11 protein-coding genes are annotated in these 14,154 nt (G+C 69.6%); 3 read left to right on the top strand and 8 right to left on the bottom strand.

Annotation, left to right across the window (positions count from 1 at the left end; genetic code table 11):
* From RBJ65_RS08105 to RBJ65_RS08080, 6 genes are all read right to left on the bottom strand, one after another.
* Complete coding sequence (locus RBJ65_RS08105) at positions 1-516, bottom strand: MaoC family dehydratase (protein ID WP_306316331.1); 516 nt, start codon at positions 514-516, stop codon at positions 1-3.
* Positions 517-523: 7 nt separating this feature from the next.
* Positions 524-1,489 carry a CoA ester lyase gene (locus RBJ65_RS08100; RefSeq protein WP_306316332.1) on the bottom strand — a complete coding sequence of 322 codons (966 nt, stop codon included), beginning with the start codon at positions 1,487-1,489 and terminating at the stop codon, positions 524-526.
* Complete coding sequence (locus RBJ65_RS08095) at positions 1,486-3,534, bottom strand: protein meaA (RefSeq protein ID WP_306316333.1); 2,049 nt, start codon at positions 3,532-3,534, stop codon at positions 1,486-1,488. The genes RBJ65_RS08100 and RBJ65_RS08095 overlap by 4 nt, the downstream gene beginning before the upstream one ends.
* 22 nt (positions 3,535-3,556) lie before the next feature.
* Positions 3,557-4,894, bottom strand: coding sequence for a crotonyl-CoA carboxylase/reductase (ccrA, locus tag RBJ65_RS08090; protein ID WP_306316334.1), 1,338 nt, complete (start codon positions 4,892-4,894; stop codon positions 3,557-3,559).
* A gap of 729 nt (positions 4,895-5,623) precedes the next feature.
* Positions 5,624-6,430, bottom strand: coding sequence for a TetR family transcriptional regulator (locus RBJ65_RS08085; RefSeq protein ID WP_306316335.1), 807 nt, complete (start codon positions 6,428-6,430; stop codon positions 5,624-5,626).
* 103 nt (positions 6,431-6,533) lie between these two features.
* On the bottom strand, positions 6,534-8,324 hold the full coding sequence (locus tag RBJ65_RS08080) for a 3-hydroxyacyl-CoA dehydrogenase family protein (protein WP_306316336.1): 1,791 nt from the start codon (positions 8,322-8,324) through the stop codon (positions 6,534-6,536).
* A 381-nt stretch (positions 8,325-8,705) separates the two neighbouring features.
* On the opposite strand from RBJ65_RS08080, the gene RBJ65_RS08075 reads away from it, so the two are divergent.
* Entirely contained in the window at positions 8,706-9,278 is a 573-nt protein-coding gene (locus tag RBJ65_RS08075; RefSeq protein WP_306316337.1) for an adenylosuccinate lyase, read from the top strand.
* A gap of 22 nt (positions 9,279-9,300) precedes the next feature.
* Here the strand turns inward: RBJ65_RS08075 and RBJ65_RS08070 are convergent, their stop codons facing one another.
* Positions 9,301-9,699: a RidA family protein gene (locus RBJ65_RS08070; protein WP_306316338.1), complete on the bottom strand. Its 399-nt coding sequence runs from the start codon at positions 9,697-9,699 to the stop codon at positions 9,301-9,303.
* Between the two features lie 80 nt (positions 9,700-9,779).
* On the bottom strand, positions 9,780-10,820 hold the full coding sequence (locus RBJ65_RS08065; protein ID WP_306316339.1) for an Rv2578c family radical SAM protein: 1,041 nt from the start codon (positions 10,818-10,820) through the stop codon (positions 9,780-9,782).
* A 167-nt stretch (positions 10,821-10,987) separates the two neighbouring features.
* Between RBJ65_RS08065 and RBJ65_RS08060 the strand changes: the two genes are divergently transcribed.
* Both RBJ65_RS08060 and RBJ65_RS08055 read left to right on the top strand, forming a co-directional pair.
* Entirely contained in the window at positions 10,988-11,431 is a 444-nt protein-coding gene (locus tag RBJ65_RS08060) for an SRPBCC family protein (RefSeq protein ID WP_306316340.1), read from the top strand.
* A 186-nt stretch (positions 11,432-11,617) separates the two neighbouring features.
* On the top strand, positions 11,618-14,068 hold the full coding sequence (locus tag RBJ65_RS08055; RefSeq protein ID WP_306316341.1) for an MFS transporter: 2,451 nt from the start codon (positions 11,618-11,620) through the stop codon (positions 14,066-14,068).
* Positions 14,069-14,154: the final 86 nt, after the last annotated feature.

Below are 14,154 nucleotides of genomic sequence, written 5' to 3'. Positions count from 1 at the left end.
TTACTTCTTCTCCTGCGCCTTGAGAGTGGGGCGGCCCGGCTGCTCGCCGCCGCGCTCCTTGATGTACGTCTCGGTGGGCACCATCACCTTGCGGCGAAAGACGCACACGAGCGTGCCGTCCTGCTTGTAACCCTTGGTCTCTACGTAGACGATTCCCCGGTCCGATTTCGACTTGGACGGAGTCTTGTCCAGGACGGCGGTCTCTCCGTAGATGGTGTCGCCATGGAAGGTCGGAGCCACGTGCTTGAGGGACTCGATCTCCAGGTTGGCGATCGCCTTGCCCGACACATCCGGCACGGACATCCCGAGGAGAAGCGAGTAGATGTAGTTCCCGACGACGACGTTCTTGCCGAAGTCCGTCGTCTCCTCCGCATAGTTCGTGTCCATGTGGAGCGGGTGGTGGTTCATCGTCAGGAGGCAGAAGAGGTGGTCGTCGTACTCGGTGACCGTCTTTCCCGGCCAGTGCTTGTAGACGTCCCCGACGGTGAACTCTTCGTAAGTGCGGCCGAACTGCATGGTGTCGCTACGCCTCCGGGATCTCGAACTTCGACGTACGCGTCATACCGGCCGCACGCCCCTTCCCGGAGATGACCAGCGCCATCTTCCGGCTGGCCTCGTCGATCATCTCGTCGCCGAGCATCGCCGAGCCCTTCTTGCCGCCGGCCTCGGACGTGCAGTAGTCGTACGCGTCGAGGATCAGCTCGGCGTGGTCGAAGTCCTCCTGGGACGGCGAGAACACCTCGTTGGCGGCCTCCACCTGACCCGGGTGCAGCACCCACTTGCCGTCGAAGCCGAGCGCCGCGGCGCGCCCCGCGACCTCGCGGTAGCCGTCGACGTTCTTGATCTGGAGGTACGGGCCGTCGATCGCCTGGAGGTCGTTGGCGCGGGCCGCCATCAGGATCTTCATCAGGATGTAGTGGTACGCGTCGGCGCCGTAGCCGGGCGGCTGCTCGCCGACGACGAGGGACTTCATGTTGATGGACGCCATGAAGTCGGCCGGGCCGAAGATGATGGTCTCGGTGCGCGGCGAGGCCTCGGCGATGGCGTTCACATTGTTGAGGCCCGCCGCGTTCTCGATCTGCGCCTCGATGCCGATCTTCCCGACCTCGAAGCCCATCGTCTTCTCGATCTGCGTAAGCAGCAGATCAAGGGCGACGACCTGCTCGGCGCTCTGCACCTTCGGCAGCATGATGCAGTCGATGTTCTGGCCCGCGCCCTCGACGACGGTCACGACGTCCCGGTACGTCCACTCGGTCGTCCAGTCGTTGACCCGCACGACGCGCGTCTTGCCCGTCCAGTCGCCCTCGTTGAGGAACTTGACGATGGTGTGCCGGGCCTCCGGCTTGGCGAGCGGCGCGCAGGCGTCCTCCAGGTCGAGGAAGACCTGGTCGGCGGCGAGCCCCTGGGCCTTCTCCAGGAAGCGGGGGTTGCTTCCCGGCACCGCGAGGCAGGAGCGGCGCGGCCGAAGGCGGTTGACAGGGCTGGTCATGCGGGGACCTCCAGGGGGTCGAGGTGGTTCGCTGTGCGGATCTCGTCGACGATACGGCCGATGATCTCCGTGATGCCGAAGTCCTTGGGGGTGAAGACGGCGGCCACACCCGCCCGCTTCAGTTCCTCGGCATCGGCGTTGGGGATGATGCCGCCGACGATCACGGGGATGTCGGTGGCGCCCGCCTCGCGCAGCCGGGCGAGTACGTCGGGCACCAGCTCGGCGTGCGACCCGGACAGGATCGACAGGCCGACGCAGGAGACGTCCTCGGCGAGCGCGGCGGACACGATCTGCTCCGGGGTGAGCCGGATGCCCTGGTAGACCACCTCGAACCCGGCGTCACGGGCCCGTACGGCGATCTGCTCGGCGCCGTTGGAGTGCCCGTCAAGGCCCGGCTTGCCGACCAGCAGGCGGAGCTTGCCGCCCAGTTCGTCACCGGTGCGGCGGACCTTCTCGCGGACCTCGGCGAGCGGCGTGCCCTCCTCGGCGGCGACCGCGACGGGCGCCGACGAGACACCCGTGGGCGCCCGGAACTCGCCGAACACCTCGCGCAGCGCCGCCGCCCACTCGCCGGTCGTGACACCGGCGCGGGCGCATTCGAGGGTGGCCTCCATGAGGTTCTCCGTACCCGCCGCGGCCTCCTTGAGACGGTCGACGGCCTGCCGGGCGGTCGGGTACAGGAACGGATCGCCCATGCCCTGCCGGTCGGTGGACTCCTCACGCGTCGTACGCCAGTCGCCGATGGCCCGCACGACGCGCGCCTCGACGTCGTGGTCGACCGTCATGATGGCGGTGTCCAGGTCGGCGGTGAGCGGGTTCGGCTCGGTGCCCTCGTAGCAGTTGACGCCGACGATCTTCTCCTGGCCGGCCTCGATCCGGGCCCGCCGCTCGGCGTGCGACGACACGAGCTGCGACTTCAGATAGCCCGACTCGACGGCGGCCATGGCGCCGCCCATCTCCTGGATCCGCTCGATCTCGGCGAAGGCGTCGTTGACGAGCTCGTCGACCTTCTTCTCGATGACGTGCGAGCCCGCGAAGATGTCCTCGTACTCCAACAGGTCGCTCTCGTGGGCGAGCACCTGCTGGATACGGAGCGACCACTGCTGGTCCCAGGGCCGCGGCAGCCCCAACGCCTCGTTCCAGGCGGGAAGTTGCACGGCACGCGCGCGTGCGTCCTTGCTCAGCGTCACGGCCAGCATCTCAAGGACGATCCGCTGGACGTTGTTCTCCGGCTGCGCCTCCGTAAGGCCAAGGGAGTTGACCTGCACCCCGTACCGGAAGCGGCGCTGCTTCGCGTTCTCGATGCCGTACCGCTCGCGCGTGATCTGGTCCCAGATCCGCCCGAACGCCCGCATCTTGCACATCTCCTCGATGAACCGGACACCCGCGTTCACGAAGAAGGAGATGCGGGCCACGACGTCCCCGAACTTCTCCTCGGGGACCTGCCCTGAGTCGCGTACGGCATCGAGAACAGCGATGGCGGTGGACATCGCGTACGCGATCTCCTGGACCGGTGTGGCCCCCGCCTCCTGGAGGTGGTACGAGCAGATGTTGATCGGGTTCCACTTCGGCATGTTCGCGACGGTGTACGTGATCATGTCGGTGGTCAGGCGGAGGGAGGGCCCCGGCGGGAACACATGGGTGCCCCGCGACAGGTACTCCTTGACGATGTCGTTCTGCGTCGTGCCCTGGAGCGCGGCGAGGTCCGCGCCCTGCTCCTCCGCGACGACCTGGTAGAGCGCCAGGGTCCACATGGCGGTGGCGTTGATGGTCATCGAGGTGTTCATCCGCTCCAGGGGGATGTCCTGGAACAGCCGCCGCATGTCACCGAGGTGGGACACCGGGACGCCCACGCGGCCGACCTCACCCCGCGCGAGGATGTGATCGGGGTCGTACCCGGTCTGGGTCGGCAGGTCGAAGGCGACCGACAGACCCGTCTGCCCCTTGGCGAGGTTGCGCCGGTACAGCTCGTTGGACGCCTCGGCCGTGGAGTGACCGGCGTACGTGCGCATGAGCCACGGCCGGTCCTTCTGGCGCTCAGTCATCATCAGCCTCTCTGAAAGGACTTCAGACGTTCCGGAACCGGTTGATGGCGTCGATGTGCTGCGCCCGCTTCTCGTGGTCGCGCACGCCGAGGCCCTCCTTCGGAGAGAGTGCGAGGACGCCGACCTTGCCCTGGTGGGCGTTGCGGTGCACGTCGTGCGCGGCCTGGCCGGTCTCCTCCAGCGAGTAGACCTTCGACAGGGTCGGGTGGATCTTGCCCTTGGCGATGAGCCGGTTGGCCTCCCACGCCTCGCGGTAGTTGGCGAAGTGCGAGCCGATGATGCGCTTCAGGGACATCCACAGGTAGCGGTTGTCGTACTCGTGGTGGTAGCCCGACGTGGACGCGCAGGTGACGATGGTGCCGCCCTTGCGCGTGACGTAGACGGAGGCGCCGAAGGTCTCGCGGCCTGGGTGCTCGAAGACGATGTCGACGTCCTCGCCGCCGGTGAGTTCCCGGATCCGCTTCCCGAACCGCTTCCACTCGCGCGGGTCCTGGCTGTGCTCGTCCTTCCAGAACTTGTACCCCTCGGCGCTGCGGTCGATGATCGCCTCGGCGCCCATGGCCCGGCAGATGTCGGCCTTCTGCTCGCTGCTGACGACACAGATGGGGTTGGCGCCGCCGGCGATCGCGAACTGCGTGGCGTACGAGCCGAGTCCACCGCTCGCGCCCCAGATGAGCACGTTGTCGCCCTGCTTCATGCCGGCGCCGTTCCGGGACACCAACTGCCGGTACGCGGTGGAGTTCACGAGCCCGGGCGCCGCGGCCTCCTCCCAGCTGAGGTGGTCCGGCTTCGGCATCAGCTGGTTGGACTTCACGAGGGCGATCTCGGCGAGGCCGCCGAAGTTCGTCTCGAAGCCCCAGATGCGCTGCTCGGGGTCGAGCATCGTGTCGTTGTGCCCGTCGGAGGACTCCAGTTCGACGGAGAGGCAGTGCGCGACGACCTCGTCGCCCGGGTTCCAGGCGTTGACCCCGGGGCCGGTGCGCAGCACGACGCCCGCGAGGTCGGAGCCGATGATGTGGTACGGCAGGTCGTGACGCTTCGTCAGCTCGCTCAACTTGCCGTAGCGCTCCAGGAATCCGAAGGTCGCCATCGGCTCGAAGATCGAGGTCCAGACCGAGTTGTAGTTGACCGAGGAGGCCATCACGGCGACGAGGGCCTCGCCGGGGCCGAGCTCGGGGACCGGCACGTCGTCGAGGTGGATCGACTTGCGGGGGTCCTTGTCGCGGGTCTCGAGCCCCGCGAACATGTCCGTCTCGTCCTTGTGCACGGTGATCGCGCGGTACGAGTCGGGGAGCGGCAGGGCGGCGAAGTCGGCAGACGTGGCGGTCTGCGACTGAATCGCGTCCAGGATGTCCTTCACGGTGGTGCCTCCGGCAATTCGCGTTTGAGGGGAACGCTGAGTCGGGTGTGGCTGATGGCTGCGGTGGTGCGATGAGGGTGTGCCGTCGGTTCGGCGGGTGGTGCTGTTGGCAGCGCTTGGTGTGGCGCGGAAGGTTGCCTGTGACGCAGGCGTCCGGGCGCGCGAATCACGGTCGTTCGTGCCTCGCGGGGACAGCCGGCGCGCGGAAGTTCTCTGCGCTCCGGCCGCCCGGACACCTTCAACGTATGGCACGCCGTGACGCCTGACAAGGCACTGCGTGCCATCAATTTCGCTCAGGTGTCATTTTCGCCGTTCAGGTGAGCGATGATCGATCAGGCGAGGTCAGGGCCGGTTATCGGGCGCTGGAAGAGATCGATGATCGATCACTGATGCGTTGGCGGGGGCTCGGAGGTTACCGAAAGGGAGTCTGACGTGGCACGGGGTGCCACCTGGGGTTCCGGGTGGGAGGTGCCGCTCGATGCACCGATTCCCGCCCGGCTGTCGCGCCGCGACCTCGGCGCGTTCGTGATGCGCCGCCTCGCCGACCGGGCGTGCGAAGAGGGGGGGCCGCGTACGGGGTGTTGGGCGCGGCCCCCGAGGGGCGGGCGCCGTACGAGACGCTGGGGTGGAAGCGCCACGCGACGCTGGCGGAGTGCGTGTTCAGGGGCTGAACCCCCGTGCGTACAAGGGCTGAAGGGGCTGGACCCGGACGCACCCGCCGGCTGCTGCCTACCGGTTCTTCAGCGCCTCCTCGATCGTCCGCATGACCTCCGGCAGCGGCGCGTCCGTGCGCGCCACCGTCACCAGGACCTCGCCGTTGCTGGAGACCTGGGCCGGGGCCTCGGGCGTCGCGGGGGTGCGGCCCGCGCCGATGCCGGTGCCGAAGGTGCGGCGGACGATCGCGAAGGCGTGGTCGAGCTGGGTCTCCACGTCGCCCTGGCCGCCGGCGCGCAGCCAGCGGCGCAGCACGTGGTTGTGGGCCGTGACGACGGCGGAGGCGGCGACCTCGGCGAGCAGCGGGTCGTCGTTGCCGTCGTGGTGGGCCTGCTCGTCGAAGTGGCCGAGGAGGTAGCGCGTGAAGAGGCGCTCGTAGCGGGCCACCGAGGCGATCTCGCGCTCGCGCAGCGTCGGCACCTTGCGGGTGAGGCGGTAGCGCTCCACGGAGACCGCGGGCTGGGCCGCGTACATCTTCATGACTTCCTTGATGCCGCGGCAGACCGTGTCGAGCGGGTGCTCCATGGCGGGCGCCGCGTTGAGCACGGCCTCGGCGCGCACGAGCGTGTCGTCGTGGTCGGGGAAGATCGCCTCTTCCTTGGAGCGGAAGTGGCGGAAGAAGGTGCGCCGGGCGACGCCCGCGGTCGCGGCGATCTCGTCGACCGTCGTCGCCTCGTACCCCTTCGTGGCGAAGAGCTCCATCGCCGCGGCCGCGAGTTCGCGGCGCATCTTGAGCCGCTGAGCGGCGGCTCGATTGCCCGCGGCGCTCTCCGGAGCGTCGGGCGTGGCGGAGGTACGAGAGGACTGGTCGGCCTTGGACATGAACCGAACGTACTGCATGTACGTTCCCCCTTGCGCCCCGGTCAGCGGGCCGCCCGGCTCTCCGAGCAGCCCGCCCCAACCGGTTTCGGCCTCCCCGGCCGAATCAGCGCTTGGCATACTCGCGGAAACCACGGCCCGTCTTGCGGCCGAGGCAGCCCGCGGCCACCAGGTGCTCCAGGAGCGGTGCGGGCGCGAGGCCAGGGTCGCGGAACTCGCGGTGCAGCACCTGCTCGATGGCGAGGGAGACGTCGAGGCCGACCACGTCGAGGAGTTCGAAGGGGCCCATCGGGTAGCCGCCGCCGAGCTTCATCGCGGCGTCGATGTCGTCGAGCGAGGCGTAGTGCTCCTGGACCATCTTGATCGCGTTGTTCAGGTACGGAAACAGCAGCGCGTTCACGATGAAACCGGCGCGGTCGCCGCAGTCCACGGGGTGCTTGCGGACCTTGAGGGTCAGCTCGCGGACTGTGGCGTGCACGTCGTCCGAGGTGAGGACCGTGCGCACGACCTCCACCAGCTTCATCGCGGGCGCCGGGTTGAAGAAGTGCATCCCGATGACGTCCTGCGGGCGCGAGGTGGCGCGGGCGCAGGCGACGACGGGCAGCGAGGAGGTCGTGGTCGCGAGGATCGCGCCCGGCTTGCAGACCTTGTCGAACGCCGCGAACAGCTGCCGCTTCACGTCCAGGTCCTCGGCGACGGCCTCAAGCGCCAGGTCGACCTCGGCGAACGCGTCGTAGGAACCGGCGGGGGAGATCCGCGCGAGGGTGGCCGAAGCGGCCTCCTCGGTCATCCGCCCCTTGTCGACGGATCGCTTCAGCGACTTGCCGATACGGGACTTGGCGGCCTCCGCCTTCTCCTCGCTGCGGGCCGCGAGCACCACCTTGTACCCGGCCTTGGCGAACACCTCGGCGATCCCGGACGCCATCGTCCCGGAGCCCGCGACACCGACGGAGCGGATTGCCCGCGTCGGCCCGGCGAGCGCGTCGCTCAGCGGCGTCAGCGCGTCCCGGACGACGACGGAACTGCCCGCCTCCTCGTACGTGTAGAAGCCACGGCCCGCCTTCCGCCCGGTCAGACCCGCCTCGCTGAGCTGCTTGAGGATCGGGGCGGGGGCGTGCAGCCGGTCGTGCGACTCGGCGTACATGGCGTCGAGGACGGTACGCGCGGTGTCCACGCCGATCAGGTCGAGCAGCGCCAGCGGGCCCATCGGGAGGCCGCAGCCGAGCTTCATCGCGGCGTCGATGTCCTCGCGCGAGGCGTACTTGGCCTCGTACATCGCGGCGGCCTGGTTGAGGTAGCCGAACAGCAGCCCGTCGGCGACGAATCCGGGCCGGTCGCCGACCGCCACCGGGTCCTTGCCCAGTTCGAGGGCGAGATCGGTGACGGCGGCCACGGCGGCCGGCGCGGTCAGCACGGACGAGACGACCTCGACCAGCTTCATCGCCGGGGCGGGGTTGAAGAAGTGCAGGCCGATGACGCGTTCGGGCCGCGCCGAATCGGCGGCGAGCCGGGTCACCGACAGCGCGTTGGTGCCGGTCGCGAGGACCGTGTCGGGGCGCACGATGCCGTCGAGGTCGCGGAAGATCTGCTGCTTGATCTCGTACGACTCCGGGGCCACCTCGATGACGAGATCGGCCTCCGCGGCGGCCCGCAGATCCGTGAACGTACGGAAGCGCGCGAGCAGCTCGGCCCGCTGCCGCTCGTCGAGGTGCTCGCGGCGCACCGCACGCGCCGTAGAGGCTTCCAGGGCCGCCACGGCCTGGGCGGTGGCGGCCTCGCTGATGTCGATGCCGATGACCTCGCGCCCGGCACGGGCGAGGACTTCGGCGATGCCGGTGCCCATCGTGCCGAGGCCGACGACGGCCACAGTCGAGATACGGGACAGGGGAGCGTCCATCCGGGAACTCCAGGAATGAGGGGTGACGACCTGAGGGTGAGCGCAAGAAGCCGCGCACGGCGGGCGTTGAAAGACGCTCTAAGCACTCGGAGCACTCGGAGCGCTCTGAGCACTCGAAGCGCTCAATACGCCTGCGCCGTACGGGAGTTGCGTAGAACCGGCGGCCCTGTCCCGGGGCCGAGCCGTACTGCGGTACACACAGGTACCGAACCGACCGACACTCACGACGGCTGCGTCACCAGGCCGCCGCGAGCGGTGCTGCGGGAAGTATGCCCCGCTCACCTGAGCTTAACCAGCGAGTAACGAGCGCGCCAGTGTTCGCCGTTGAAAGGTCGGTGTGATCTACGTCGCCGCAGGCCGTGCGCGTCTACCCTCGACGTCATGGACGAAGAGTCGCGAACGGTCACGGAACGCATCCGGAGGGAATCCGGCGGCACGCCCGTCTTCGAGCAGCTGGCGGCCACCCACGACAGGGACGAGCTTGCGGGTGTGCTGATCGCGCCCGAACAGCCGCTGTGGGCGCGTGAATTGGCGGCGTACCGGCTCGGCATGGCGGGCGACGGCCGCGCCTTCGAATCCCTCGTCCTGCTGCTCAACCACCGTGACCCGCAGCGCTGCGCCGCCGCCGCGCAGGCCCTCGCCGCGCTCGGCGACCCGCGCACCGCGCGTGCGGCGGCGGCCCTGGCGACGAACGAACTGCGCGTCGCCTACGCCCTGCACCCCGTCCGCCTCCTCACCCAGCTCCGCGCCCCGGAGTCGGCCCCGGCCCTGATCGCCACGCTCCGTCGCCGTCTCGTCCCGCACGACCCGTACCGGAAGGTGGCGCTCGCCTGCGTGGAGGGCCTGGGCAGCCTGGCCGATCCGCGGGCCCGCGAGGTTCTCAAGGAGGCGGCGGCGCATCCGCGCCTGGCGATGGCGGCGGAGGCGGCGCTGGCGCGGCTGCAGCAGGGCTGAGGGGCGCGGCGGAGGTTGGCCGTCACTCCGGTGCGACGGCGAACGCCTCGATCTCCATCAGGAAGTCGGGGCCGACCAGCCCGGCGACCCGCACCGCCGAGGCCGCGGGCAGCCGCGCCGGGTCGAGGAACTCGTCGCGGGCCTGCCGCACCGCGGGCATATGGGTCATGTCCGTCACGAAGTACGTCATCTTCACCACGTCGTCGAAGGACGCCCCCGCCGCAGCGAGGCACCGCCGGAGGTTCTCGAACACCTGCCGCGCCTGCGCCAACGGATCGCCCGCGCCGACGAGTTCCCCCTTCTCGTCGAGCGCGAGCTGACCGGCCACGGCGATGAACCGGCCGCTGCCCATGACCACGTGGCTGTAGGCAGGGGAGGGGGCGACGCCGTCGGGGCCGGGGATGTGAGTGAGGTGTGTCATGCATCCATCATCACAGCCCCACGATCACAGCTCACAGCCCCACGATCACAGCTCACAGCTCACAGCTCGCAGCCTCACCGTCACAGCAGGGTGAGCTGGGTCGGCGCCTCGGCCGCCGGCTCCTCCTCCCGTACGGGAACGCGCCGCGCCACGGCCGCGCGGCTCGGCCCGATGCCGAACTCCTCGGCGAGCTCGTGGACCTGGCGGGTCACTCGGCGCTGGTACCACTTCGGGGCGTAGGCCCCCTCCGCGTACAGCCGCTCGTAACGTCGCACCAGGTGCGGGTGGTGCTGGGCCAGCCACCCCATGAACCACTCGCGGGCGCCGGGCCGCAGATGCAGTACGAGCGGGGTCACGGATGTCGCGCCCGCGCGGGCGATGGCGCGGACCGTGGCCCGCAGTTGGTCGGGGTGGTCGCCGAGGAAGGGGATCACCGGGGCCATGAGCACGCCGCACCCGATCCCCGCGTCGGTGAGGGCGCGTACGACGTCGAGGCGGCGCTCGGGCGCGGGCGTGCCCGGCTCGACGGTGCGCCACAACTCCTGGTCGACGAAGCCGACGGACACCGAGATCCCGACGTCGGTCACCTCGGCCGCCTGCCGGAGCAGCGGCAGGTCACGCAGGATCAGCGTGCCTTTCGTAAGGATGCTGAACGGGTTCGCGTGGTCGCGCAGCGCCTCGATGATGCCGGGCATCAACCGGTAACGCCCCTCGGCCCGTTGATAGCAGTCGACGTTCGTGCCCATGGCGATGTGCTCGCCGTGCCAGCGCCGCGAGGCGAGGTGGTGGCGCAGCAGCCGCGGCGCGTTCACCTTCACCACGATCTGGCTGTCGAAGCCGAGTCCGGTGTCGAGGTCGAGATAGCGGTGCGTGTTGCGGGCGAAACAGTAGACGCACGCGTGAGTGCAGCCGCGATACGGGTTGACGGTCCACTCGAACGGCATCCGGGACGCCCCAGGGACCCGGTTCACGATCGACCGGGCCCGGATCTCGTGGAACGTCACTCCCGCGAATTCAGGGGTGTCGAACGTGCGGCTCACCACCGCTTCCGCGCCGAACAGCGCGGCATCCCGGGCCCGCCCGTGGTCGGCGGGCTCGTCCGTGAGGTTCTCCCAGCGCATGACGCCTCCTCGGTAGCACTGACCACAGAATAGAACACATGTTCCCTTGATCGTGCGAACCCCGTGCGAACCCCGTGCGAACCCCACCCGTCCCGGATTTGGTGGCCGCTACGGCGGGTGGTTGGCTTGGGCGAGCCCCTGAGGAACCAAGTGCTGGAGGAAGAGCCATGGCGCAGGTCGAGGCCACCACGGAGCGGGTCGTCGCAGCCAAGCCGGACGATGTGTTCGACGCCCTCGCCGACTACAGCGGCACGCGCGCGAAGGTGCTGCCGGAGCACTTCAGCGAGTACGAGGTGCGCGAGGGCGGCGACGGCGAGGGCACGCTCGTGCACTGGAAGCTCCAGGCCACCAGCAAGCGCGTGCGCGACTGCCTGCTCGACGTGACCGAGCCGACCGACGGCGAACTCGTCGAGAAGGACCGCAACTCGTCGATGGTCACGACGTGGCGCGTGACGCCCGCCGGCGAAGGCCAGTCGCGCGTCGTCGTCTCGACGGTCTGGAACGGCGCGGGCGGCATCGGCGGCTTCTTCGAGAAGACCTTCGCCCCCAAGGGACTTGGCCGCATCTACGACGCCGTACTCGCCAAGCTGGCCGCCGAAGTCGAGAAGTGACGAAGCGTCACCACCGCACCGCTCACCGTTTCGAGTGGTTCTCGTTCCGGCGTCGTTGTACGCCGTAGGGCTCCTACCGGCCAATACGTCGATCAAGCCCACCTGAGAGGCGCCTCGTCCCGCTTGCCCCCTGTTGTCGCGTAATGCGAGAAATGTGCGGCGCAAGGGTGACGAGGGGAGCTGCAGGTGGGCACGACGACGCTGGTGACCGAGTCGGTCAGGTCGATCGAGTCGGTCGAGTCGGTCGAGTCGGACGAGGGGCCGGTGCAGGCCCCCGCGCCGGACCCCGACTCCGCGCCCGAACCCCAACAGGCCGCCGAGCCACCCCCGTTGCCCGACCACGGGCTCAGCCCGCGCCGCGTCCGCATGGTCTTCCTCGGCCTGATGCTGGCGCTGCTGCTCGCCGCGCTCGAGCAGATGATCGTCGCCACCGCGCTCCCGAAGATCGTCGGTGAGCTGCACGGACTCGACAAGATGTCCTGGGCGATCACCGCCTACCTGCTGACCTCCACCGTCGGCCTGCCGATCTACGGAAAGCTCGGTGACCTCTTCGGCCGCAAGGGCGTCTTCCAGTTCGCCATCGTCGTCTTCGTCATCGGCTCCGCGCTCGCGGGCCGCGCGCAGACGATGGACCAACTCATCGCGTTCCGCGCCCTCCAGGGCGTCGGCGCGGGCGGCCTCATGATCGGCGTACAGGCCATCATCGGCGACATCGTGCCGCCGCGCGAACGAGGCCGCTACATGGGCCTGATCGGCGCCGCGTTCGGCCTCGCCTCGGTCGCGGGCCCGCTGCTCGGCGGCTACTTCACCGACCACCTGTCGTGGCGCTGGTGCTTCTACTTCAACGTCCCGTTCGGCCTGGTGACGCTGGCCGTGACGGCGGTCGTCCTCAAACTCCCCAAGCCGACGCGCAAGCCCCGACTCGACGTCCTGGGCGCCCTGTTGCTGACGGCGGCCTCAACCTGCCTGGTCCTGCTGACCAGTTGGGGCGGCACCGAATACGAATGGAACGACCGCGTCATCATCGCCCTCGGCGCGGGCGCCCTCGCCTCGACCCTCCTCTTCCTCCTCGCGGAACGCTTCGCCGCCGAACCCCTCATCCCGCTGCGCCTGTTCCGCGACTCCGTCTTCAACGTCAGCGGGCTCGTCGGCATGGTCGTGGGTGTGGCGCTGTTCGGCGCGGCGAGCTATCTGCCGACGTTCCTCCAGATGGTCGACGGCGCGTCGGCCACGGAATCGGGCCTGCTGATGCTGCCCATGATGGGCGGCGTCGTCGGAGCGTCGATCGTCTCCGGCCAACTCATCAGCCACACAGGCAAGTACAAGATCTACCCGATCCTCGGCGGCGCGCTCTCGACGGCAGGCATGTACTTGCTCTCCCGCCTCGAAGCAGACACTCCGCGCCTCGAATACAGCGTCTACATGGCGGTGTTGGGCGCGGGCATCGGCCTCATCATGCCGGTCCTCGTCCTCGCCGTGCAGAACTCCGTACGCGCATCCGACCTCGGCACCGCCACCAGCGCCAACAACTACTTCCGGCAGATCGGCGGCAGCGTCGGCGCCGCGATCTTCGGCACGCTCTTCGCGAACCGCCTCACGGACGCGCTCGCCGACCGGGTTCCGACCGGTGCGGACGTACCGGACGCCGAATCCATCACCCCGCAGCTCGTGCACGCGATGCCACAGGCGCTGCGCACCCCGTACATCGAGGCGTACGCCGACGCGATGCCCCGGATCTTCCTCTACCTGGTGCCGGTCCTCGTCCTCGGCCTGCTCCTCGCCTTCTTCCTCAAGGAGACACCCCTCTTGTCCAGTTCCGCCGCCTCCGAGACCCACGCCATCCCGTCCCAGGAGCGCCCCGGCACCGCCGCGTACGGCGCCGGGGTCCCGGTCTGCGGGACCGTACGGCACTCCGACGGCACGCCGGTGCCGCGCGCGGCCCTCACCCTCATCGATGTCGGCGGCTCCCAGATCGGCCGGGGCGCGAGCGGCGACGACGGGCGGTACGCGCTCGCGACGCCCGGCACCGGCTCGTACGTCCTGATCGCGGCGGCGGGCGGCCACCAGCCGCAGGCCGTGACGGTCACGGTGGGCGAGCGCCCGGTCGACCTCGACGTGGTGCTCGGCGGCGCGGGCCGCCTGGCCGGTTCGGTCGTCACGGCGGACGGAACACCCGTACGCGAAGCGATCGTCACGCTCACGAACGTGCACGGCGAAGTCGTCGCGACGACCCGCAGCGGCCGCGAAGGCACGTACGTCATCACGGAGTTGGTGGCCGGCGAGTACACCCTCGCCGCCAGCGCCCCGGCGTTCCGGCCCGCCGCGCTCCCGGTCACGGTGATGGCCTCCCGTGAGACCCGCCAGGACGTGGAGCTCGCGGGCGGCGCGGTGCTGCGCGGCACGGTGCGGGCGGGTGGCGGCCGCCCGGTCGAGGACGCACGCGTCACCCTCCTCGACGTAGCGGGCAATGTCGTCGACACCCTGACCACAGGCCCCGACGGCACCTTCCGCTTCGTCGACCTGGCCTCCGGCGAATACACGGTGATCGCGGCGGGCTACCCTCCGGTGGCCACCGTCCTCCAGGTCGCCGGAGGCGGCCGCACCGAACGCGACCTCCAACTCGGCCACGAGGACTGACCCCCGATTCATTGAGCCCCTCCGGCGATTGAGGAGCGGGGTCCGGGGCGGAGCCCCGAGGCGTAGGAACGGTGGACGTCAAGGGG

It is taken from the genome of Streptomyces sp. KL109B (assembly GCF_030766935.1).
Taxonomy (GTDB): Bacteria; Actinomycetota; Actinomycetes; order Streptomycetales; family Streptomycetaceae; genus Streptomyces.
The sequence above is the reverse complement of the archived record's forward strand: the minus strand, read 5'-3'. Positions and strand labels throughout refer to the sequence as shown.